Annotated in this window: 14 protein-coding genes; 9 read left to right on the top strand and 5 right to left on the bottom strand. The window is 51.3% G+C overall.

All coding sequences use genetic code 11. The features are described from left to right. The first annotated feature begins 31 nt into the window (after positions 1 to 31). The 6 genes from V5J35_RS20835 (at position 32) to ansA (ending at position 12,357) form a co-directional block, all read left to right on the top strand. Positions 32 to 316 carry a hypothetical protein gene (locus V5J35_RS20835; protein ID WP_354008980.1) on the top strand — a complete coding sequence of 95 codons (285 nt, stop codon included), beginning with the start codon at positions 32 to 34 and terminating at the stop codon, positions 314 to 316. 86 nt (positions 317 to 402) lie between these two features. Continuing rightward, positions 403 to 3,798: an exodeoxyribonuclease V subunit gamma gene (gene recC / locus V5J35_RS20830; RefSeq protein ID WP_354008979.1), complete on the top strand. Its 3,396-nt coding sequence runs from the start codon at positions 403 to 405 to the stop codon at positions 3,796 to 3,798. Then, positions 3,795 to 7,433 (top strand): exodeoxyribonuclease V subunit beta, encoded by a 3,639-nt coding sequence (gene recB, locus V5J35_RS20825; protein ID WP_354008978.1) that lies wholly within the window; start codon positions 3,795 to 3,797, stop codon positions 7,431 to 7,433. The genes recC and recB overlap by 4 nt, the downstream gene beginning before the upstream one ends. Then, positions 7,433 to 9,460 (top strand): exodeoxyribonuclease V subunit alpha, encoded by a 2,028-nt coding sequence (recD, locus tag V5J35_RS20820; protein WP_354008977.1) that lies wholly within the window; start codon positions 7,433 to 7,435, stop codon positions 9,458 to 9,460. Before recB ends, recD begins: the two co-directional genes overlap by 1 nt. 395 nt (positions 9,461 to 9,855) lie before the next feature. Then, on the top strand, positions 9,856 to 11,268 hold the full coding sequence (gene nhaC, locus V5J35_RS20815) for a Na+/H+ antiporter NhaC (protein WP_354008976.1): 1,413 nt from the start codon (positions 9,856 to 9,858) through the stop codon (positions 11,266 to 11,268). A gap of 75 nt (positions 11,269 to 11,343) precedes the next feature. After that, positions 11,344 to 12,357, top strand: coding sequence for an asparaginase (gene ansA, locus V5J35_RS20810; protein ID WP_354008975.1), 1,014 nt, complete (start codon positions 11,344 to 11,346; stop codon positions 12,355 to 12,357). A 47-nt stretch (positions 12,358 to 12,404) separates the two neighbouring features. On the opposite strand, the gene ung is transcribed toward ansA, so the two are convergent. Beyond that, positions 12,405 to 13,094 (bottom strand): uracil-DNA glycosylase, encoded by a 690-nt coding sequence (gene ung, locus V5J35_RS20805; RefSeq protein WP_354008974.1) that lies wholly within the window; start codon positions 13,092 to 13,094, stop codon positions 12,405 to 12,407. A gap of 182 nt (positions 13,095 to 13,276) precedes the next feature. Between ung and V5J35_RS20800 the strand changes: the two genes are divergently transcribed. Continuing rightward, positions 13,277 to 14,344: a Ppx/GppA phosphatase family protein gene (locus tag V5J35_RS20800; RefSeq protein WP_354008973.1), complete on the top strand. Its 1,068-nt coding sequence runs from the start codon at positions 13,277 to 13,279 to the stop codon at positions 14,342 to 14,344. Between the two features lie 15 nt (positions 14,345 to 14,359). Here V5J35_RS20800 and V5J35_RS20795 read toward each other — a convergent pair whose 3' ends face one another. The 3 genes from V5J35_RS20795 to prfB form a co-directional block, all read right to left on the bottom strand. Further along, on the bottom strand, positions 14,360 to 15,130 hold the full coding sequence (locus V5J35_RS20795; RefSeq protein WP_354008972.1) for a TetR/AcrR family transcriptional regulator: 771 nt from the start codon (positions 15,128 to 15,130) through the stop codon (positions 14,360 to 14,362). Positions 15,131 to 15,550: 420 nt separating this feature from the next. Next, positions 15,551 to 17,044, bottom strand: a complete 1,494-nt coding sequence (gene lysS / locus V5J35_RS20790; protein ID WP_354008971.1) for a lysine--tRNA ligase — start codon at positions 17,042 to 17,044, stop codon at positions 15,551 to 15,553. Between the two features lie 66 nt (positions 17,045 to 17,110). Beyond that, positions 17,111 to 18,209, bottom strand: a protein-coding gene (gene prfB / locus V5J35_RS20785; RefSeq protein ID WP_354008970.1) for a peptide chain release factor 2 whose coding sequence is annotated in 2 segments (ribosomal slippage) — positions 17,111 to 18,133 and positions 18,135 to 18,209 — 1,098 coding nt in all. Because the reading frame shifts where the segments join, the coding sequence is not laid out codon by codon here. A 331-nt stretch (positions 18,210 to 18,540) separates the two neighbouring features. On the opposite strand from prfB, the gene V5J35_RS20780 reads away from it, so the two are divergent. Together V5J35_RS20780 and V5J35_RS20775 are read left to right on the top strand one after the other, a co-directional pair. Then, positions 18,541 to 18,807 carry a hypothetical protein gene (locus V5J35_RS20780; protein ID WP_354008969.1) on the top strand — a complete coding sequence of 89 codons (267 nt, stop codon included), beginning with the start codon at positions 18,541 to 18,543 and terminating at the stop codon, positions 18,805 to 18,807. 251 nt (positions 18,808 to 19,058) lie between these two features. Beyond that, positions 19,059 to 21,341 (top strand): tyrosine-protein phosphatase, encoded by a 2,283-nt coding sequence (locus V5J35_RS20775; RefSeq protein ID WP_354008968.1) that lies wholly within the window; start codon positions 19,059 to 19,061, stop codon positions 21,339 to 21,341. Positions 21,342 to 21,420: 79 nt separating this feature from the next. On the opposite strand, the gene dinG is transcribed toward V5J35_RS20775, so the two are convergent. Further along, positions 21,421 to 23,571 (bottom strand): ATP-dependent DNA helicase DinG, encoded by a 2,151-nt coding sequence (dinG, locus tag V5J35_RS20770; protein WP_354008967.1) that lies wholly within the window; start codon positions 23,569 to 23,571, stop codon positions 21,421 to 21,423. Positions 23,572 to 24,060: the final 489 nt, after the last annotated feature.

Raw genomic sequence — 24,060 nt, 5'->3', positions numbered from 1 at the left:
AAATTAGCTATGAACTGCAGGAACAGGCACTATGGACAGCGAAACTGAAGATAACGCCCGAAAAACCGTTGATGAAGGCAAAAGCGCCATCAAGGAAGCCACAAACCTGATGGAGCAAATGTCCAGCCTGCGCGGCAAGCTGAACATCAAGGATGGCGCTGGTCAGCGTTATCTGGAAAAAATAAAACCAAACATGGCGCAACTGCAGGAAGCAGAAAACGAAATCCTGGCCAACTACACCGGCAAACCTGCCGCCAGAAAGAAAAAGCAGAAGCGTAACATGATGAGCGCCCTGCATCGACACGGCCGGGCCTGATAGCCCTGCCGTGCAACTCTTTTCCTGATGCTACTCTCTTGACCTAACTCTCTTGATGTAACTCTATTGACAGTCCATGCTGTTGAATGATCCCATTTTCAGCAATCCAACAGAAAACTGTCATAAACAAAGTGTTCACTATCTACCACTCCAATCAGCTTGATGTGCTGAAAGACCTGCTGGTCGAGCTAATCCGGCGAGACCCTCAGTCCAATCCCTTAGAAGATGAGCAGATACTGGTGCAAAGTCCCGGCATGGCCCAGTGGTTGCGTCTGGCACTGGCTGACGGCTTTGGCATTGCAGCAGCCACCGCATTCCCCCTGCCTGCCAGCTTTCTCTGGGATATGTTTATCAAGGTTCTGCCCGATGTCCCCGGGCGATCAGCTTTCAACAAAGAAGCCATGACCTGGAAGATCATGACGCTGTTGCCAGAGATGATCGACCGGGACAGCTTTGCCGACCTGAGGCAGTACCTGAAAGATGACAAAGACGGTGTACGTCTGTTTCAGCTGTCAGAAAAAGTTGCCGACACCTTTGACCAGTACCTGGTGTATCGCCCCGACTGGATTGCAGAGTGGTCAAAAGACCGGACAACAGAGGGAAGTAGCCCGGACAGCGTTGCCTCTGAACAACCCTGGCAGCCGGAGCTATGGCGGGCATTAGTGAATAAAACCGAAAGCCTGGGGCAAAACTACTGGCATCGTGCCAATATGCACCACCGCTTCCTGGAAGAACTGTATAACGGCAACCATCAGCACAAACTTCCTAAACGCCTGTTCGTCTTTGGCATCTCCGCCCTGCCCCCACATTTCGTTGAGACCTTAAAAGCCCTGGGCGAACAGACCGATGTTCACATGCTGGTGTGCAACCCCTGCCGTTACTACTGGGGCGATGAGAAAGACCCCAAATACCTGGCGCGCATGACTGCTAAACAGTTTACTTCTGACCAGCTGGTTCACTCGCTGCCTGCGGTCAGTGCCAGCAGACAGGATGACTTCACCCGTGAAGGGTTATCCCCGGGCAATTCGTTGAGCGATCCGAACGCTTCCGGTAACCCCCTGCTGGGCTCTATGGGTAAATTAGGGCGAGACTACCTGCATCAGCTTCATGATCTGAACGCTCCTGAGATCAGTGCTTTTGTCGACGGTAATCACAACTGTCTGCTACACAGCCTGCAAAACGATATTCTGGAATTAAGAGAACCTGCCGACAAACAGCCGGTCAACCCTGCTGACCAGTCCCTGCATGTACACAGTTGCCACAGCCCGCTCCGGGAAGTGGAAGTATTGCACGATCAGTTGCTGGCACTGTTCGAGCAAAATCCCGAACTGACGCCAAGGGATGTGGTGGTCATGCTGCCCGATGTCGACCAGTACAGCCCCTGGATACAGGCGGTGTTTGGTGGTGTTGGCAGCCAGAACCCGGACGATCCACGCCGCATCCCCTTCTCTATCTCGGACCGCAGCGCCCGTAATGAACATCCGATACTGTCCGGACTGCTGCATCTGCTGGATCTGGATAACAGTCGCTGCACTGCGCCAGAACTGCTGGAACTGCTGGAAATCCCTGCCCTGCAGCGACAGTTCGAACTTACTGCCGACGATCTGGACACCCTGCGTCGCTGGGTCGATGAAGCCGGCATTCGCTGGGGACTTAACCCTGACCATCAGGCGCACTTCGACCTGCCACCCAGGGAGAGCAACTCCTGGCTGTTTGGCCTGCGTCGCCTGCTGCTGGGCTACGCTATGCCGGAAGCCTGTGGACTGTACGACAATATTTTACCCTTTGAAGCCGTGCAGGGCATGAGCGCCCGTCTGGCCGGTCAGCTGGCAGAATTTATTGACCACGCTGACCATCTGGCAAAGACCCTTGGACAGGATCGCTCCATTGAAGAGTGGACGGCTTACATTCATGACATCAATGAACGTTTCTTTCTCGCGGACGAAAACGACGAATACGCACTAAAGCTGGTTCATGAAAGCCTTGAAAACCTGCATCAGCAATTAAACGACGCTGGCTATAATGAACCGCTGACACGTCCGGTATTGCTGAGCTATCTGACCGACCGTTTATCCAGCCAGCGCAGCAGCCAGCGTTTCCTTGCCGGGCAGGTGAACTTCTGCACCCTGATGCCTATGCGCTCCATTCCATTCAAGGTGGTTTGCCTGCTGGGACTGAACGACGGCGCTTACCCCCGCAGTATTGCCCCAACCGGATTTGACCTGATTGCCCGACACACCCGTCGTGGCGACCGTTCCCGCCGGGAAGATGACCGCTATCTGTTTCTGGAAGCACTACTGTCCGCCAGGGAAAAACTCTATATCAGCTACGTCGGACGCAGTGTAAAAGACAACACTGAACGTGTACCTTCGGTACTGGTGACGGAGCTGCTGGATTATATTGATCAGAATTACACGATTAATGACCTCTCCATCAAACACCACCTGTTAACAGAGCATACCCTGCAACCTTTCAGCCCCGGCAACTTCCTGCCCGACAGGCAGTCAGCGGATAATCCTCTGTTCAGTTATGCCCGAGAATGGCTACCGGCAGCCAGACGGGATGAAATAAACACCACCGCCTTTATAGACACAGCCCTGCCCGAAGAAAAGGACAGACAGGATGTGCTGGAACTCAGCGAGCTGCTGCGTTTTTACAGAAACCCCTGCAAAAGTTTCTGCAACCGTCGCCTGAAGGTGTTTTTTGAGGACAGTGATGAGGCTCTGGAGGAAACGGAACCCTTTATCATAGGTGGACTGGACGCTTATCAGCTGAAGCTCCGGGTTCTTGACGACCTTCTCGAAAAGGGTCATACCGATGACGTGTACCGAACCCTGAAAGCCGTTGGGTGGCTCCCCCACGGTGCCTTTGGTGACCTGCTTCTGGAAGAGCAGGAAACCGGTCTGGCTGACCTGTCGGAACAGGTAAAATCCCGTACCCGCAAACCCGATGGCAATGAAAAAGAGGAAAGCGTCGAGGTCAACCTGAAGCTCGGTGAACTGCAACTGACAGGCTGGCTGAAAAACATTTACAACAACAGCCTGGTCCGCTATCGCCCGGCCAAAGTCAAAGGCAAAGACCTTATGCTGACCTGGATAGAGCATCTGTGCCTGTGCGCCTGTTCAGACCAGCCGGCGATCACCCACCTGCTAAGCATTGAGAAACCGATAATCTATCAGGTTGTCGAAAAAGAAGACGCTCTGGAACAGCTGCAGGAACTGATCAGGCAGTATCAGCAGGGACAGAAAGCACCTCTGGCATTCTTCCCGGAAACCGCCCGGAGCTGGGTATTCGCAGACGAAGCCAAAGCGGAAAGTGCGGCTTATAGCGCCTACGAAGGTGGTTATAACCATGATGGTGAACGACGGGATGCGTATATGAGCCGGTGTTACCCGACACTGGAACCCGTTTATGACGCCATGACTGAGCTGGCTCAGACGCTGATGCAACCCATGCAGCCTTATCTGGAGGAAGTAAAATGACGGAACAGACCCAGATAGCAGACAACACAGCCATAGAGCTTGATGCGTTTCACTTTCCTCTGCATGGCAACCGCCTGATTGAGGCCAGTGCCGGAACCGGCAAAACCTACACTATTGCCAATCTCTATTTAAGGCTGGTTCTGGGGCACGGTGATGATGATTCTTCTCACCCTGAACCGCTCAGTGCCGACCGGATTCTGGTGGTCACCTTTACCGACGCGGCCACCGCAGAACTGCGTGACCGAATTCGGGCAAGACTGCACGACGCCCGCATGGATTTTATTGCCGGGCAGTCTGATGACGAATTTATTCAGAATCTGATTACAAACCTTGACCGTCGGGAAGAACGCATTGCCCTGTTGCTTGCTGCTGAAAGGCAGATGGACGAAGCAGCCGTGTTTACCATTCACGGTTTCTGCCAGCGAATGCTCAAACAGCATGCCTTTGAAAGCGGCACCCTGTTCACCAGTGAACTGATTACCGACGAAACCAGCCTGCTGCAACAGACGGCGGCTGACTTCTGGCGTCGTCATTTCTATCCCGTGGACAAACCTCTTGCCAGCCTGACCCTTGACCTCTGGGATACACCGACAGACCTTCTGAACAGCATTCGCAGCTGGCTCGGCAAACACAATCTGGAAGTCATTCGGGGCGACCTGCCGGATTCTGTCGAATCTTTTCAACAGAACTATATCGACCCGATCATTGCCGTTAAGACACTCTGGAAGCAGGAACAGCAGGCCATTGAAGACCTGTTGCACGGTGCCGGACTGAAAAAGAACAGCAAGGCTCTGACCTATCTGGATGACATGAATGACTTTATTCACAGCAGCAGCCTGAATCCATCACTTGGAAGGAGCAAATACGGCTGGGAGGTATACAGCCCGGAAGCTCTGAAAAAAGACACCAAAAAGGCTGGCACACCGCCTGAACACAAAGTTTTTGAATTAATTGGCCAGCTGGCTGAACAGCCACTCTCGGTCAAACACGCCTGGAGCGGCATGATCCGGGATCAGGCGCTGGAAGAGATTCGCACAAAAGTCCGTGAACTCAAGCTACGAAAACACCAGATGGCCTTTGACGACCTGCTGGCCAACCTTGGCAGGGCGTTGGAAAACGATATCAACGGCACGCTGGCCAGTGCTATTCGAGAACAGTTTCCAGTCGCCATGATCGACGAGTTTCAGGATACTGATCCCCTGCAATACCGGATTTTCAGCCAGATATACGGCGATGGCAGTTCACAAGACGCCGGACTGTTTATGATCGGCGACCCGAAACAGGCGATTTACGCGTTCCGTGGTGCCGATATTTTCACCTATATGCAGGCTCGTCAGCAGGTATCCGCTCATTACACTCTGGGTACGAACTGGCGCTCCACCAGCAATATGATTAACGCTGTCAATACGCTGTTTGACCAGGTAGACGATCCATTCCTTTACGAGGATATACCCTTCCTGCAAGTCAAGCATTCAGACAGAGCAGACAACAGTCGCCTTTTGTTGGAAGGCAAACCCGTTACCGCCTTACAAATCTGGCTGCAACAGGATGATGAAAAACCTGTTGTGAGTAGTGGCCGTTATGAGTCTGCTATGGCTCAGGCAACGGCAAACCAGATCAACCGCCTGCTGACCGATGCCAATATTAATGAATGCGTCATTGAAAAGAAGGGTGAACAAACGCCCTTGCAGGCAGGCGATATCGCTGTTCTGGTTCGTACCGGCAGACAGGGGCTTATGATCCGTGACGCCCTGAACGCGCAGAATATTGCCTGTGTCTACCTCAGTAATAAAGAGTCAGTGTTCGACTGTCAGGAAGCCGTTGACCTGCAACGCCTGCTGGCGGCCTGTCTGGCACCCACCGATGAACGCACACTGCGCTCGGCGCTGGCAACTCCCCTGCTGGCTCTGTCAGCATCAATGCTTGATGAGTTGAACCAGAACGAGGAACTCTGGGAACAGCGGGTTGAAGAGTTCTCCCGTTATAAAGAGTTATGGGATCGCTATGGCGTCCTGCCCATGCTGCGTCAGTTGATTCACCAGAACCGAATCGCTGAGCGCCTTCTGGCTGACAGCACCCGTGGTGAGCGACAGCTGACTGACTTATTGCATCTGGGTGAACTGCTGGCCAGCGCCAGCCAGGAACAGGAAACACCCCATGCCCTGTTGCGCTGGCTGACGGAACATAGCCAGAGTCCGGACAACAATTCCGATGAACAGCAGCTGCATCTGGAAAGTGAGCGCAATCTGGTAAAAATTGTCACCATCCATAAATCCAAGGGGCTGGAATACAATGTCTGTTTCCTGCCCTTTGCCTGTTCCCATAGAGCTGCCACAGAGCCGGTTTTTCACGATCAGAACAAAGGCAGAACCCAGCTGGACCTGTCCGGTGATCCGGACGCCCTGAGCAAAGCCGACCACGAACGGCTGGCAGAAGACCTTCGCCTGATGTACGTAGCCATGACCCGGTCGGTGCATTGCTGCTATGTCGGCGTGGCACCCCTGAAAAAAGGCCCTTCAGGCAAAGACCCGGTGACTGACCTGCATAAAAGCGCTTTTGGCAAGCTACTGGACAAAGGCGACACCATTAAACCGTCAGACCTGACCGCCCGCCTTCAGGCAATGGACGAGGAACATGCGTTTATTGATGTGTACGAACCACCTCTGGAGCAACTGCCTGCCTTTCAGCCAGTAGACGATCATACTGAAACACTGGTGGCGAAAAGCTTTACGGGCAGCATAGAGAAAGACTGGTGGATGACCAGCTATTCGGCACTGTCAAAAACAGCGCATTCCAACTCAGGCCAGCCCCATACCAGCGCCAGCGACGAACAGCCGGGCATTGATATGGAAGTACAGGAAGAGTCTGCCGTAAAGCCGGAATCCCCGGCCGTTGAGCATTCTATTTTTACCTTCCCGAAAGGTGCCCGACCCGGAACATTCATGCACACTCTGTTTGAACGACTGACGCCGGTGAACTCAACGCCGGAACAGATGCCGCAGTTTGTGAATGAACAGTTGCAACTGGAAGGTCTGGGAGAAGAGTGGTGCGACACCCTGGTTACCATGCTCACTAACTGTCTGGATGCGCCTCTGGACGGTCAGCAGATGACTCTGCGCAGTCTGCCGGAAGAGGCCCGCAAGGTGGAAATGGAATTTTATCTGCCACTGTCCGAGCTCAAGGCTCACAAACTGAACTCCCTGTTGCAACAAGATGACCCGCTTTCAGCCAAAGCCGCGCCCCTGGCTTTCAGCACCCTGAAGGGCATGTTAAAAGGCTTTATCGACCTGACGTTTGAATACCAGGGACGCTGGTACGTTCTTGACTACAAATCAAACTGGCTGGGGGAACAATACAGTGATTACAGTCGCGCCCGTATGGAACAGATGATGATTGAGCATCGCTATGACCTGCAGTACCAGCTTTACAGCCTTGCGCTGCACCGCCTGCTGAAAACCCGGCTGCCCGACTACGATTTTGAACAGCATTTTGGCGGTGTCATCTACCTGTTTCTCAGGGGGGTGCAGAGCAATGACAGTGACCGTCACGGTATTTACGACACCCGCCCGAAACAGGCTTTGATTGAAGCCATGGACAACCTGTTTGCCGGTAAGCTGACTGGAGAGGACGAATAATGACAACCCATCAATCTCCGGTACTGCAAACCCTTGGGCAGTTGAAAACAGCCGGTTCCATCCGGGCGCTGGATTACCAGTTTGCCCGCTTTCTGCAGGAAATGGGCGGAGAGCCTTTAACAGTTCTGGCAGGCGCGCTGGTCAGCCATGAACTGGCCAGCGGCAATGTCTGTCTGTCACTGGAAGACATTGAACAGCAGACATTGTTTGGCATTGACCGGGAAGCGTTACAGTCTCTTGAACCACTGCTGGCGTCCGGCAACTGGCAGGAACAGTTATCAGGCTCCCGTTTGGTTTCCGATGGTTCTGAAGGTAGCACTCCGACACCACTGGTACTGAACCGGAATCGCCTGTACCTCTATCGTTACTGGCACTTTGAACATCGGGTAGCAGAAATTCTGAGAAACAAAACAGCCAGGGACGTTGAACCCGCCACAATCCGAACCATTCTCGACCGGCTGTTTCAGAGAGATTACAACCTGCTGCTGAACAGCCTTCAGAGCGAACCCAATCAACGGGCAGCCGTCGTTAAATGGCTCGATATCGTAAAACCGGACGGGCTGGACTGGAACGCTATCGGGCAGATCATTCAACAGGCAAGCTCCGGTAATGACCTCAGAAACCTGGACAACCTGATTCCCGAACACGCCTGCCTGAACTGGCAAAAAGTAGCAGCCGCCCTGGCCGCCACCCAATCCTTCAGCGTGATCAGTGGTGGGCCGGGAACCGGCAAAACCACTACCGTCACACGACTACTGGCCATGCTGGTTGAGCTGGAACAGCAAACTAAAGGCAAGGTACCGGTTATACGACTGGTGGCACCGACAGGTAAAGCCGCCGCACGCCTGACCGAATCCATTGGCGGTGTACTGGAAAAACTGCACTGCAGCGAAACCGTTCGCAGTAATATTCCCAGCGAGGCAGGCACCATTCATCGACTGCTCGGCGTTATCCCCAACAGCACAGAGTTCCGCCACCACAGGGATAACCCTTTACATCTGGATATTCTGGTTGTCGATGAAGCGTCCATGGTGGATCTGCCCATGATGAACCGTCTGCTGGACGCTTTACCCACAGATGCCCGGATTATTTTACTGGGTGATCGTGATCAGCTGGCCTCGGTGGATGCAGGCAGTGTGCTGGGTGATATCTGTGCGGCTGCAGGCAACACGTATACCGAAAGGCAGCAAAAGCAGTTGCAGCAGTTAACCGGTTATGACCTCAGGACAGAACTGCCGGAAACCGATGCCAGCATTCACGACTGTTTCTGTCTGTTGCAGAAAAGTTACCGGTTCGATGCCTCTTCCGGTATTGGTCAGCTGGCAACCGCTGTCAACGGGGGAAAGGTCAAAAGCACTAAAGCCGTATGGGAAGCCGGTTTCCACGATATCCGGCGTCACCTGTTGAACGACAGCGGTTATCAAACCATGCTGCAACTCTGTGTCGATCAATACCGTCCTTATCTGCAGGCAATAAAAGAAGGCTTACCAGCCCGGCAAATACTGGCAGCCTTTAACCGGTTCCGTCTGCTGTGCGCCCTGCGGGAAGGAGCCTATGGCGTTGAAGGTTTAAACCTTGAAATTCGCAGCGCTCTCGCCCGCCACCGCCTGGTTGAACGGGAAACCCTGTGGTACCCGGGCAGACCGGTTCTGATCACCCGTAATGATCACGGACTTGGGTTATACAATGGTGATATTGGCATTACTCTGGCTGGCGCTGATGATCGCCTGCGGGTGGTATTTCAGTTGCCGGACGGCTCGCTGAAAGAGTTGTTACCCAGCCGTCTGCCCGCACACGAAACCGTCTATGCCATGACCATCCATAAAAGCCAGGGTTCTGAATTTGCCCACACCGCCATGATTCTGCCTGATAAAATCAATCCGGTACTGACCCGTGAACTGGTATACACAGGCATTACCCGTGCCAAAAAAGAGCTGGAACTATTTACGACAGATGCTGTTTTTAACCAGTCTGTTGCACGACCGACACACCGTTCTTCAGGTCTGAAAGAGCGCTTGCTCGCTTAGAGGCCGTCTTAAAATATCAACCGAACAGGTTCGTTTATGACTTAACCCGAACCTGTCCGGTACCAACACTGATCAAAACACCTCTCTGGTTTACACCTTATCGACCACTCTGCACCTGAAAACCAGTCTCTTTTATCGTTTTATCATACTCATTAACAGGTGAATTTTTACGTAACTCACCCCGCCAGACAGGTAGATTTCATAGGCATCTGCAAGTTTTCACTATTTACAAAATCGTTTAATTTTCAACCTTAACGCTCAAAAATTGACCTGTATCAAAAAGCAAAATCTTCCGATCATTTACGAAAAATTACATGACATAGATCAACATATAACCAGTCCTGTCCAGTGTGATAATTGACCTGCTACTACAAGGTTTTATGGAGTTACTCTTAATGCACAAGAGTTCTAAGCGTCTGCCGACTATGCTGCAGGTTTTTCTGGTACTGGGTACGTTCCTGGCACTGGCTTTTTCATTCACTGCCAAACTCGACCTGCCTATTCAGCTGGCGTTGTGTGCTGGCTGGTTCCTGGCGATGGGCCTGGGTGTCAAACTGGGTCACACCTATAAGGACCTGGAAGCCGCTGCAGCGGAAGGCATCTATAAGGGCATGGGTGCCATTCTTATTCTACTGGCTGTTGGTACTCTGGTAGGTACCTGGATTGCCGGTGGTATTGTACCCAGCATTATCTACTATGGACTGATGTCTATTCATCCATCCATCTTCCTGCTGGCCACACTGATCATCTGCTCCATGACCGCTCTGGCTACCGGCACCTCCTGGGGTGCGGCCGGTACCGCCGGTATTGCCATGATGGGTATCGGTCAGGGTCTGGGCGTTCCTGCACCCGTCACAGCAGGTGCCATCCTGTCTGGCGTTTACTTTGGTGACAAACTGTCGCCTCTGTCTGACTCCGTGATTCTGGCGTCTTCCATGTCTGAGGTTGAAATCGTCGACCACATCAAAGGCATGCTGCCGATCAGTGTCACTGCCTACATCCTGACTGCGATTGCCTTCACTTTCTACGGCTTCCAGTTCAGCGGTAACGCTGATATGGCACAGGTTCAGGCGGTAATGGAAGTGATGGAGTCGCACTTCAGCATTTCTCCGCTGGCGTTTGTACCAGTAATGGCCGTTCTGTTCATGCTGTCCCGCAAGATGCCTTCCTACCCGGTCATCATGTTTGGTTCCGCCCTGGGTATGCTTTGGGCGATCCTGTTCCAGGACCGTACCCCGGTTGAAGCACTGAGCAGCATGTGGGCGCCTCTGTCCATGGAATCCGGTAATGCCTTTATCGACAACATCCTGAACCGTGGTGGCATGTCTAACATGCTGGGTTCTGTTGCCGTTATCATCTTCGGTCTGGGCTTTGGTGGTCTGCTGGATAAAGTGGGTATTCTGGAAACTGTTGCCAAACAGTACGAAAACCGCATCACCAATGAAGGTAACCTGACTGCTTACACAGTCGTAACCGCCTTCTTTGCCAACGTATTCGGCAGTGCCATGTACGTGTCCCTGATCCTGACACCGAAGATCATGTCCGGCAGCTACGACCGTATGAACGTTGACCGTCGTATGCTCTCCCGCTCTGCGGAATTTGGCGGAACCCTGACCTCTGGTATGGTACCATGGAGTGATAACGGTATTTTCATGGCAGGCCTGCTGGGTGTTTCCACTTTTGAGTACGTTCCTTACATGTGGATGAGCTTTGCTGTGATTGCCCTGGTGATTGGCTTTGCGTACCTGGGCAAATTCCGCCCTGACGACAACAAGTACGTCAAGTCTGCACAGCTGCAACCTGCCTGAGTACTGTAACTAGCCAAGTTGTATAGTTATGCGCCCGGACTGACTGTTCCGGGCGTTTTTGCCTGAGAGAAGACGATGAAAAAGATCTACGTTGCCTACACCGGCGGCACTATTGGCATGAAGCCAACAGACTCCGGCTATGCGCCAGCAGAGAACCTGATGGGCCTGCTGGAAGAAAAACTGCCTGCCAATGTTCGCACCAGCCTGCCTGATTTTGACCTGGGTGAATACGAGCAACTGATTGACTCCAGCAATATCCGTCCGGACAACTGGAAACAGATCGCTAACGATATCGCCAGCAAATACGACGAATACGACGGTTTTGTGGTACTGCACGGCACCGATACCATGGCTTACTCCTGCTCCATGATGTCCTTCATGCTGCGTAACCTGAGCAAGCCTGTTATTTTTACCGGTTCCCAGATTCCCTTGTGCGAAGCCCGTACCGACGGCTTGGAAAACCTGGTCGGCGCCCTGAGCCTGGCAGCCGATGAGCGCATTAAAGAAGTCTGCCTGTACTTCAATGGTCGTCTGATGCGTGGCAACCGCTGCCGCAAACAGAATGCCTATCTGTTCGATGCGTTCGACACGCCAAACTACCCATGGCTGGGTCGCGCAGACATCAATATTGATCTGGATGAATTCCTGCTGCATAAGCCGGAAGGCGAGCCGAAATTCCTGCTGGACTGCGACTCTGAAACCCATGTCGGCATTCTGCAACTGTTCCCGGGCATTAACGCTGAATGGATTGAAAGCATTCTTCAGCAGCCAATGAAAGCCTTTATCATGCGTACTTACGGTACCGGTAATGGCCCGGATGGCGATCAGGCGTTCCTGGATACACTGAAGAAAGCGACAGACGCTGGCAAGCTGATTGTTAACCTGACCCAGTGCCACCGTGGTACTGTGCATCAGGGTAGCTACGCAGCCGGTTCCGCACTGGCCAATGCCGGTGTTGTGGGTGGACTGGACACCACCACCGAAGCCATGTTCTGTAAGCTGCACCACCTGTTCTCTAACGGTCTGACCGTTGAACAGGTTAAAGAACAGCTGGGACAGAGCCTGGCGGGTGAAGTGACTCTGCCTTAAGCCTGATAAGGGTTGCATATTCGAATGCAGCCCTTATTGAAAATAATTTATTGAACGACATCAGGCAAGCGCCAGTCGACAGGGTTGATCCCGCAGGAATTCAGGTAGTCATTGGCTCTGGAGAACGGCTTACTGCCAAAAAAGCCACGGTAAGCCGACAGAGGTGACGGATGCACCGACTTGATCACACAATGCTTTGAAGCATCAATAAACCGTCCTTTGCGCTGGGCATAACTTCCCCAGAGAATAAACACAATGTTTTCGCGTTTTTCATTCAGTTCAGCAATGATACGGTCAGTAAACTCTTCCCAACCTCGCCCCTGGTGCGACGCCGCCTGTTTATGCTGAACCGTCAGTACGCTGTTTAACAACAGAACACCCTGCTGAGCCCAATGCTCAAGAAAACCATGCCGGGCAGGTTCAATACCCAGATCACTGTGCAGCTCTTTGTACATGTTCACCAGAGACGGTGGAATGGTTATATCGGGCCGAACCGAAAACGACAATCCATGTGCCTGCCCCGGACCGTGGTAAGGGTCCTGCCCCAGTATTACCACCTTTACCTGTTCGAAAGGCGTCAGATTCAGAGCATTAAAGTATTCATCACCGTGGGGATAAATCGTTTTACCAGCCGCTTTTTCAGCCAGCAGAAAGGCTCTCAGGGTCTGAATGTAGTCTTTATCAAACTCGTCCTGCAGATGAGCCTTCCATGTAGGCTCAAGCCTAACTTCGCGCATGTACCTTCTCCAGAGGCTGCAGGATTAACCAGCAGCCACTTGTCAAAAAAATCAGACGGGATTATAAAACCAAACTTCTGTTTCAGCCACGCATTGCAAATGTTTCACAAACCACTCTACCCGAACCATTAACAACCATATCCTATGGCCGACAACTCTTTTGATTACTCAAAGGAGCTATTATGAAACGCGCTCTGTTACGCCATTTGCTGATGGTTGCCTGCTTTATCGCATCACCCCTGTTTGCCACAGACAGCGTCGAGCGACGCATGGTCATTGAAGTGGGTTCAAGCGCCATCAAGTACGCTATTGCGGACGTCAACAGCAGCAATGACACCATTCTGGAGATCAAAGACCAGGACAGTATCGCCTTCCGCTTACATGACAATGTGCTGAATAATGACTGGCACACCATCGATAAGGCTACCCTTGATGCCATGTCAGATATATTTCTGAGATTGAAAGATAAAGCCAGCTATTACCACACCGCTCATATCAAGGTGGTTGCAACAGAAGCCATCAGGATTACCAGCAACAAGGTAGAGGTTCAGTCAGCCCTGCAGGGTAAAACCGGTCTTGTTATGCAGATACTGACGCAGGACGATGAAAACCAGATAGACTATTTCACCGCATTGCGCGCCAGCAAAAAGCCCGGCAAACCCGTCGTCTGGGATATTGGTAATAACAGCTACCAGCTGATTGCAGACGATCCGGCCGCTGATACTATAGCTTACAAGGGAGATGCTGGTTCCCGGTCATTTTTCCGCTACCTGCTGGAAGTCGTCCAGGGGAAGGACTTGCAGAAGAACGACAACCTCCATCCATTAACCAGCGATCAGTTTGAAGAAGGGGTAAGGTTTGCACATCATCTGGCGGAAAAGATTCCCAAACTGGTTCGCTCACAAATCACTCGCAATAATGGAGAAGTCGTGGCAATTGGCAGCCTGTTCCAGTACAGCCTGCTGGAGGCAATAAAAACGGAACCAGAGCAATTGCTGATCACACAGCATGAAGTGAAGCAATTTATTGATCGCTCACTGAACCGTGAACAGACCGAACAACACCCGTTAGATAAAGAGCAACAGCTGAACCGGCTGGGCTATCGTCAGCACCAGGGGTTCTCGTATCTGACGTTGTCAAACGCCATTATGGTTTACGGCTTTATGCAGGAGCTGGGTATTCTCAGCCTGGAAGTCGCTGACAGAACCAGCACGGACAGCATTCTTGAATACAGCCCGTTCTGGCAATAGTCAACCAATCCGTATCTAACCCACTAGCATCAGGCTGATCTGACGCATTAACCTGCTGCGAATCAACCCGGTGTCAGGCTCGTCACCGGGTTGAACCATGCATTGATATTCAACCTGCATAATAACCGCAGAAAAGAGCTGGGCATCAATATCAGGCTTCTCTGAACCCACACGCCGGAAGAAGCTTTCCAGACTGTTTAACAGGTAAGACTGGTGATTAAATGCCACAGGACGAAGATTTTCATTACGCAGGCATTCAAGCTGAAACGATCGTTCTGCAATCAGATAATCCCGGTGATCCCTTAGCTGCGTAACAATATAATGCACCGCCAGATCTACCATTCTCTCCACAAACACCAGCCTGACTTCCTGACTGAGACTGGCTGAATCCTGTCCACCCAGCAGCGCCAGGGCCTCCTGCAGCTTGGAGTCAGACTCTTCCCAGAACGCCTTGAATTTTTCCGCCCCCATTTCCACAAACAACGTAAAGGTGTCTGTAATGAGATCTGAAATATCTTTGAAATAATAAGTGGTTGCAGACAGTGGAACCTCGGCTTCCCTGGCAACCGCGCGGTGGCGGACGCCTCTGACACCATCTCGCACAACAATGCGCAATGCCGCTTCAAGAATAATGCGACGTCGCTGCTCACTGTTGGCACGACTGGTTTTTCGTCCCTGATACTTCAGGGCTTCATTTCCATTTGACGATCCGCTGGAGGAAGTACCATTGTCTTTACTGGTCTGAGAAAGAGAGTCACTCACTACTTCACAGTTCGTTGCTTCCATGAGGAAATGCCTTATACCGTTTGCCTGTTAATCTTCTGTAATAAGCCCTCATCACTGTCAGGCGCTCGCTGACAACGGCTACATTGACTTATTGTTTGTCGCAATGCCCTCAATCGGGCATTGCCGGAACTCTCCCGCAGAGACTGCCTGAACACAGACCTGTAAAGCCCTGCCGGGTGAGATGGTGAAGCAGTATAGAATCTAACCGGCACTTATGCCCAAAGTTCGTAAAAAAGCCAGCCTCAGAACAGGGTTTCAAGAGCAGCATCCGCAGGCTCATGCATCCGTTCGGGACTGGACTATGTTTAAGCAGATTAACTGGACGGCTAAGACAAAAACCCAGACATAAACAGGGTTTTCTGACAGCAGACGAAAGGAGAGGCACAGCTGATCTGGCTCGACCAGCTGCACCGGCAGGCATTAAACCTGTGGACGCATGTGCGGGAACAGCAGCACGTCCCGAATAGAAGGTGCGTCGGTAAACAGCATCACCAGACGGTCAATACCGATACCTTCACCCGCTGTTGGTGGCAGGCCGTATTCCAGAGCATTGATGTAGTCTGCATCGTAATGCATGGCTTCATCATCACCCGCATCCTTCTCCGCCACCTGCTGACGGAAGCGTTCTGCCTGGTCTTCCGCGTCGTTCAACTCGGAAAAACCGTTGGCAATTTCACGACCACCCACGAAGAACTCAAAACGGTCACTGACAAACGGGTCTTCATCGCTGCGACGAGCCAGCGGAGACACTTCAGTCGGATACTGAGTGATAAAGGTTGGGTCGATCAGGCGCTCTTCAACGGTCTCTTCGAAGATCTCAATCTGGATCTTGCCCAGCCCCCAGATGTCTTTCACTTCGATACCCAGTTTCTTCGCCACGGCGGTTGCAGATTCGATATTGTCAATATCCGCCGCTTCCAGCTCAGGGTTAAAGTGCAGGATAGATTCAAACACAGACATGCGGGCAAATGGCTTGCCGAAGTCCAGTTCCGTACCCTGATACGTCACTTTGGTGCTACCGGTCACTTCTTCAGCCAGCAGGCGGAACAGGGTTTCGGTGTGATCCATCATGTCAATGTAATCCGCATACGCCTGGTAGAACTCAATCATGGTGAATTCCGGGTTATGACGGGTAGACAGACCTTCGTTACGGAAGTTGCGGTTAATTTCGAACACACGCTCGAAACCACCCACGACCAGACGCTTCAGGTACAGTTCCGGTGCAATACGCAGGAACATCTCCATATCCAGAGCATTGTGATGGGTCACAAACGGACGCGCTGTCGCCCCACCCGGAATGGTTTGCAGCATCGGCGTTTCTACTTCCATGTATTCATTCTTGTGGAAGTAGTCGCGGATCACCTGAATAATACGGGAACGCACACGGAAAGCATCACGGGACTCATCGTTCATGATCAGGTCCACGTAACGCTGACGATAGCGCATTTCCGTATCCGTCAGACCCTTGTGCTTGTCTGGCAGCGGACGCAGGGACTTGGTCAACAGCTCCACGCCTTCCATATCCACATACAGGTCGCCCTTTCCGGATCGTTGCACTGTACCTTCGGCGCCGATGATATCGCCCATATCCCAGGTTTTAACTTCTTTCAGGGTGCTCTTATCCAGCACTTTACGGTTTACGTAAACCTGAATACGGCCGGAAGCATCCTGAATCTCCATGAACGCACCACGGTTCAGCATGATACGACCAGCGACCCGGACTTTGTGGCCCGCTTCCAGCAGTTCTTCTTTACCGGCTTCTTTGTATTGTTCCTGCAAATCAGCCGCATAAGCGTCACGACGAAACTTGTTCGGGAAAGCGACCCGTTCAGCGCGGATAGCCGCCAGCTTTTCACGGCGCAGGGCAACCAGGCGGTTCTCTTCCTGCGCGTCGATCATTTGTTCTTCAGACATTGTTTTTCCAAAAAAAGTCTTCTCAAAAAAAGCCTTTTCAAAAAGTCTTTCTAAAAAAGGTTGTGATTACAGACCCTGCTTGAGGCTGGCCTCGATAAACTTGTCCAGATCCCCGTCCAGTACGGCCTGGGTATTACGGGTCTCAACGTTAGTGCGCAAATCCTTGATACGGGAGTCGTCCAGCACGTAGGAACGAATCTGACTGCCCCAACCAATATCGGATTTGGTATCCTCCAGCGCCTGAGCGTCGGCAGTACGCCTCTGCATTTCCTGCTCGTACAGCTTCGCTTTCAGCTGCTGCATCGCCTTATCCTTGTTCTGATGCTGGGAGCGCTGGTTCTGGCACTGCACCACAATACCGGACGGTTCGTGGGTAATACGCACCGCAGAGTCGGTGGTGTTTACGTGCTGACCGCCCGCACCACTGGAACGGTACGTATCGATTCGCAGGTCGGCCGGATTGATCTCAATCTCAACATTGTCATCAATCTCCGGAGAAACAAACACCGAAGAGAAGGAGGTGTGACGACGGTTGCCGGAGTCGAATGGGGACTTACGAACCAGACGATGAACGCCGGTCTCTGTGCGCAACCAGCCGAAAGCGTACTCGCCGGAGAACTGCACCGTTGCAGACTTAATGCCTGCCACATCACCGGCTGATACTTCAATAATCTCGGTCTTGAAGCCTTTCTGTTCGCCCCAGCGCAGATACATACGCAGCATCATATTGGCCCAGTCCTGAGCCTCTGTGCCTCCGGAACCGGACTGGATATCGAGGTAAGCGTTGTTCGGGTCCATTTCGCCGGCAAACATGCGCTTGAACTCCAGAATCTCAAGCTTCTGAGTCAGTTCATCCAGCTCTTCCACCACGCTGTCAACGCCGTCTTCGTCCTGCTCTTCCACAGACATATCAAGTAGTTCAGCGGAGTCTTCCAGACCGGAAGTCATGGTGTCGATGGTGGAGACAATGCCTTCCAGAATGGAACGCTCTTTACCAAGAGCCTGGGCTCGTTCCGGTTCGTTCCACACGTCCGGATCTTCCAGTTCCCGCTCTACTTCCTGTAACCGTTCGCTCTTGTGAGCGTAGTCAAAGATACCCCCTAAGCACGTCCGTACGCGCCGTCAGGTCTTTAATACGTTCCTTGATCGGATTAACTTCAAGCATGACTCTCTCGCTCGGTAAATCGCTCTACTGGATAGTTCTTATCGGTCTGCAGCAGGTTGGGTACCCACTGACCGACAAAATAGAAAAGTTAGCCGCCCATTGTAACTGATACGATCGGGACTGGGAATCACGGATCTCCCCACAAGCGGCTGATAACCAGTGTTTTTTCCATTACCCGGTAAATTCATCACCCAATCCACCGGGTAGTGGAAGCCTGAACAAAAATAAAACACTGAATATCCATTGCTATGGAACCTTTCCGGTACAGAAGTGTCAAACGCCGATGCATAAGAAGCAACAATATGAAAACTAGCAACAAGAGACGTTCACAATGAAGATGAAAAAACTGGCGGCTTTCGCCCTTCTGTTACCCCTTTCCATCATCAATCTGGCAGCCTTTGCCGGAGACGACGAACAGGCTGACGACAAAAAGGAAGGCCAGCGGGTAACGAACCTTGAATGGACCCTGGCTCATAATGACCACCAGACAGAAGATCAGGAAGAAGCTGAACAGCCGGAATCTTCTGAATTTACACTGTCAGAAAATGACAGTACTGAAGAGGCTGAAGAGAGTTCAACGGAAGAAAAGCGTGGCTGACTCTTTAGCTTCTAAAAAACAGGCGGTTTATTCAAAATTTATAGCCGCCTTGTTTTTTCCTTTTTATTCAATCAGTTAGCAACCTTAGTTGGCAATGACAGTTTTTTGTCTGTGCGCTTTTTATACACTCAATTCGAAATAAAACGTCAATCCTGCCCATCTAAACACAGGATTATGGCCTTTGCCATGAAAAATGCCTGATAGCCTCTTACTCTGAATAAAGGTAAGGACGCATTAAGCAGGAGTTTTCAATGAACGGATTTGATCCAAAATCTTCAAACGTCAGTGGGCAGTATCCGCAGCAGAACCAGACTCAGAAAGCTGATGGCAGCCGCAAACTCACTATTCAGGGCAAAAAAACCAATGTCAGCCGGCCCAGAAAATGGCTTAACAAACTGGTGTCAGCCCTTTTCGGCAAAAAAATCCGACATACGCCTTCACCAGGTAATCAACCAGCAAAGGCAAAGGGAACCCCGATCAGGGAGCGTACAGCCTCTCTGGCCAAAACCAGTGATAACCCTTACATCGGACGTCCACTTCCTCCAACCCCTGAATCAGCAAAACCAGCAAAGCAAACAAAAGTAACAGACCTGCCCAAGATTTATTCACTGGATCAATTTTCCGAAAATCTTGAAAATGGTATTTATGCTGGTCCTGACAACAACACTGACAGGAATCTGGCCAAGCAGCACTTGCGCCATCTTGACAGAGAAAGCTTCTTTTCCAGTTCAAGCTACATAAAAGCCTATAATGAATTACCAGATGACATAAAGACACTGGTGCAGGAAGTCCGTGCAGAAAAGGAAGTGACATTCGCGCTTACCCAATCCGCCGGACCAAAACAGGATAGAATGATTGAGTCATTTCGCAACAAACTGCTTGAAAGAGACGATGAGCATAAAGACACTGTCCTAAAAGAACTTGATCGCCAACTGGGATTTTCCGACCGTTGTTCATCAGCCTACAAGGCTTTAGATCAGATACCTCATGACCTTCAGGAGGAATTTGTCGACTTTAAGGATCCTGAAAGGCCTCTTACAAAACAAGAAAAAGACGTACAGACTAATTACAACAATCAACGTAGAAAGGATCCAAAGCTAAAAAACGTCTTTGACCCCAAAAATAACCCTCAACATGAACAGTTTGGCAAGCAGGCAAATCCCAAATACCGTGATATCCCCTGCGACATTGAAAGCTGTGCTGGAAGGAAAGGAAACTATGTTCATGCTAACTACGTCAGATTGTCAGAAGACCCTGATGAAACGCCATATATTGCCTCTCAAGGTCCTACTGAAAAAAATATACATCACTTTGCCCACATGATTAACGATACAGGCTCCAGAGTATCAGTTTGTCTGGTCAGTAAAAACGAACTGGATCCCGAAAACCCAACTCAACGAAAACGTACGGTGAGCCTGGGGCCTAAAGAGATCGGCAGCGAAGAAAACTATACGGGGGTTAAAGTCAAGCTGGCAGATCAACATTTCTTAGACGGTGACAAAGTCCGTATAGACAAGCTCGAAATCGATGGAAAAACCCATTTTCGCGTCTATGATACCGGCTGGGAAGACCACACTTCAGGAACGCCGTCCAGGCTGGCAGCCCTGGCAGTAGTGGTGGAACAGTTGAAACAGGAACCTGAACTCTCAGGCTATGAAGATAGTCCAATGGTGGTCAACTGCAATGCGGGGGTTGGCCGTACCGGCACTTTTATTACTCTCAGTAAAAGCACCCGGGATTACTTGCGTGATGGTACAGTTAATACTGACCTTGACTCTTCCATTCACAATGCAAGAAAAACCCGCAAAGCTTTTGTCCAGACTCCCGGCCAGTATAATGTCCTTAAAGCCCTGCACAAGGATTTACCTTCAGTACTTGACCCGTTAATTGATGCAGCCGGGCTGAAAAACCAAAATACTCAGTCACTTCCACCTGAAAAGAAAAAAGGCCCAGCGGTAGAAGAGAAACCCAAGCCCCAGAAACAGGTTAGTGATACCAATGCAAACTCTGGAGCAGAAAAAACTCAAACTGAGCCCCCACCGGTACCACCGCGTGCTCCCCGGGTACGACCGCAGCCCGCTCCCCGGGAACAAAGTAGCAGTACCGGTGCAAACTCTGGAGCAGAAAAAACTCAAACTGAGCCCCCACCGGTACCACCTCATGCTCCCCGGGTACGACCGCAGCCCGCTCCCCGGAAACAAAGTAGCAGTACCGGTGCAAACTCTGGAGCAGAAAAAACTCAAACTACAAAGAAAAAAGCCCCAGCGATAGCACCGAAACCGAATTCCAGGAAACCCCAAACTGGCTTAACAGCCAGCCAGTTAATGAGCAGCTTTAAATCCGGCTATTATCACGATCAGCCAGATTTTTGGGCAGCATTTGAACGGGATCTTTCAACCGTAGGCTCCAGCTCTCAGCTGACAATGCTGAAAAATGAGTTCTCTGAATATGCTAAATCTCATCCCAACGACAAAGACCAGACAGACTATGTACAGTCGCTAATTAAAGAGCAAATGGATAGGTTGTCCGGATAGTACTGTTGCTCTATATCAGTAACCTCTCATCTATCAGGTACAGGTTTTCAGAGACCTGCACCTGATTTCCACTTTCCCGCTACAACACCGCGTGTTCGACTTCCTGTTTAAACGGTGGCAGGGAATTCAAAATCATACGACCATAACGCTGGGTGACCACCCGCCGGTCCATCAGGGTAATACGCCCAGAATCCTGTTCTGTCCGCAACAGACGACCGCAAGCCTGTACCAACTTGATCGCCGCGTCTGGCACCGTAATTTCCATAAACGGGTTACGCCCCTGGGCTTCCAGCCAGTCAGCCAGTGCCGCTTCCACCGGGTCATCCGGTACCGCAAACGGAATTTTGGCAATGACAACATGCTCACAGTACTCACCGGGTAAATCGATCCCTTCTGCCAGACTGGCCAGACCAAACAGAATACTGGTGTTACCTTCATCAATGTTTTTACGATGCAGTTTCAGCAGTTCCTGCCGGGAATAATCATCCTGCAACAGGATCTGGTCTCGCTGGTTTTGCTCCAGCCCATAATAAACGTCATTCATCTGTCGTCTGGAAGAAAACAGCACCAGTGAGCCTTTACTGCCTTCCAGCAGCTCTGGCAGCATTTCCACAATTTCTTCCGTATGGGCATCGCTGTCACGGGGATTAGACTCCATGGCAGGAATCACCAGCCTGGCGGCGGTTGCATGTTGAAAAGGGCTGGGGACAACAACGCATTTAGATTCAGAAGGAATGCCTGAACGCATGCGAAACCGGTTAAAGTTACCCAGGGCTGCCAGCGTTGCAGACGTAACGATCGAAGCATAACCAGGGTTCCATAAGGTCTGCCACAACGTCATAGACGACAGAATAGGGCTGCTGAACAGTTCCAGTTCTTCACCAAAAGAACCTTCCGTCCATTTCACCCAGCGCGCACTGGGCGGCTCCCCTTCAGGATCAGGCAGCGAGTAGGTCAGCCACAGCTGGAACTGGCTCTCCATACGCATCTGCATAGCACCAATTTCCGGATACAGCTGCTCGGCCTGCCAGCGGTCAATGCCCGGAACATCACCGTCCATAGCATCGTTCAGGTCTTTGGCGACTTTTTCCAGCATACCGCTGCAACGGCTGAAGCCCGCCTTCAGCACTTCTGCCTGCTGACGAATAGCACCAGGCACCACCCCTTCAGGAAAACGGTACACCGCCACCGTTAAGTCACCCTGAACCCTGGGTTCGAAAGTGGCTTCCCTGTGCAACATCTGTCGTGCATGACCTAAAGCGTTAACCAGCTGGTCAAACTCTGGCTGCAGTTTTTCCAGCCGCTCTCCCAGTTCACCCGGCAAAGCATTTTGCCCCAGCACCTTTTGCAGATGTTTACCGGCTTTTTCCAGCCAGCTGGCCGTCCCTTTTAAACGACCATGACAGGCGAAATGGTCAATCGCCTTGTCCGGCAGATGATGGCCTTCGTCAAAAATGTAAATACAGTCTTTCGGGTCAGGCAGAATCGCACCGCCGCCCAGCGCCAGATCTGCCAGCACCAGATCATGGTTGGTTACCACCACGTCAGCCTGCTCCAGATCGTTGCGGGCTTTATAAAACGGACACTGGTTAAAATAACCACAGCGTCTGCCACTGCACTGGGCGTGGTCGGTGGTAATCAAACGCCACTGCTGATCTTCCAGAGCTTCTGGCCAGCTGTCCCGGTCACCCTGCCATTTCGAAGCGGCAAACTCTTCGAGCATATGCTGATAGAGTTTCAATGCCGTTTCATCCTGCTGCCCGGTTTGACCTTCACCAGCAAACATATCCATCAGGGAGGCCACCGACTGTTCTTCCTGCAACAGCCGGTCCAGCTTGCTCAGACAAGCATAGCGCCCACGCCCCTTCGCCAGGGTAAAGGAAAACTTCAAACCGGTTTTAAGAATAATATCCGGCAAGTCTTTGCTGATAATCTGTTCCTGCAGCGTCACTGTGGCGGTCGAGATGACCAGCCTTTTACCTGCCGCTTTTGCCATGGCCACCGCTGGAATGACATAACCAACGGTTTTACCGGTGCCGGTACCGGCTTCAATAACAGTAACAGACGGATCAGACGTTCTGCGCCCCTCACCGTCGGTATTAATATCACCCAGAGCCCGGGCAATTTCAGCGATCATCTGCTTCTGCCCAGGACGGGCCTTGAGCTGCTTACTTTTCAAAAAAGCACTGTAAGCCGTCTGGATGGTTTTTTTCTGGGATTCTTCAAGCACTATCTTCTAGCTCACCCTTTACACTCATCAGGAACAGCTGCTTCTGGCAGCTGTTTCATTAATGTCATCAAATGAAAACCGCCAAAAACAGTGATCAAAAGGCGATCTTTGACCGATAGAGGAGTTGCGTATCGATGCCAGCCAGGACAGACTGATGACAAATTTCCCCGCTTTCATTATGGGCTCCTGTTGGTCTTTTTCTGACAGAAAGTGTAACGAATTTACGCAGGAGTTTCCTGTTGGTGATTACAACAATTTCATTAAGCTCTGCCGGGGGGCGTTTACAGAATAGTCAGGCCAGCCTCTACGGGACTTCGTAGTTTGTCGGTGTCATTTTCAAATAAGTTTCACCACCATTCAGGTTTAGTTCAGCTACATTATACTCAGCAGAGTACTTCACTAACTTTAAAAGCCCCAAACATTTCAATAAATCTGCTATGAGAATGCTTTCAGGCTTTTCTCTAATCCTACTTTTTCTTGACTTGAGTT

The sequence above is a fragment of the Endozoicomonas sp. NE40 genome (assembly GCF_040549045.1).
Lineage (GTDB): Bacteria > Pseudomonadota > Gammaproteobacteria > Pseudomonadales > Endozoicomonadaceae > Endozoicomonas_A > Endozoicomonas_A lisbonensis.
This window is presented reverse-complemented; position numbering and strand designations above follow the sequence as displayed.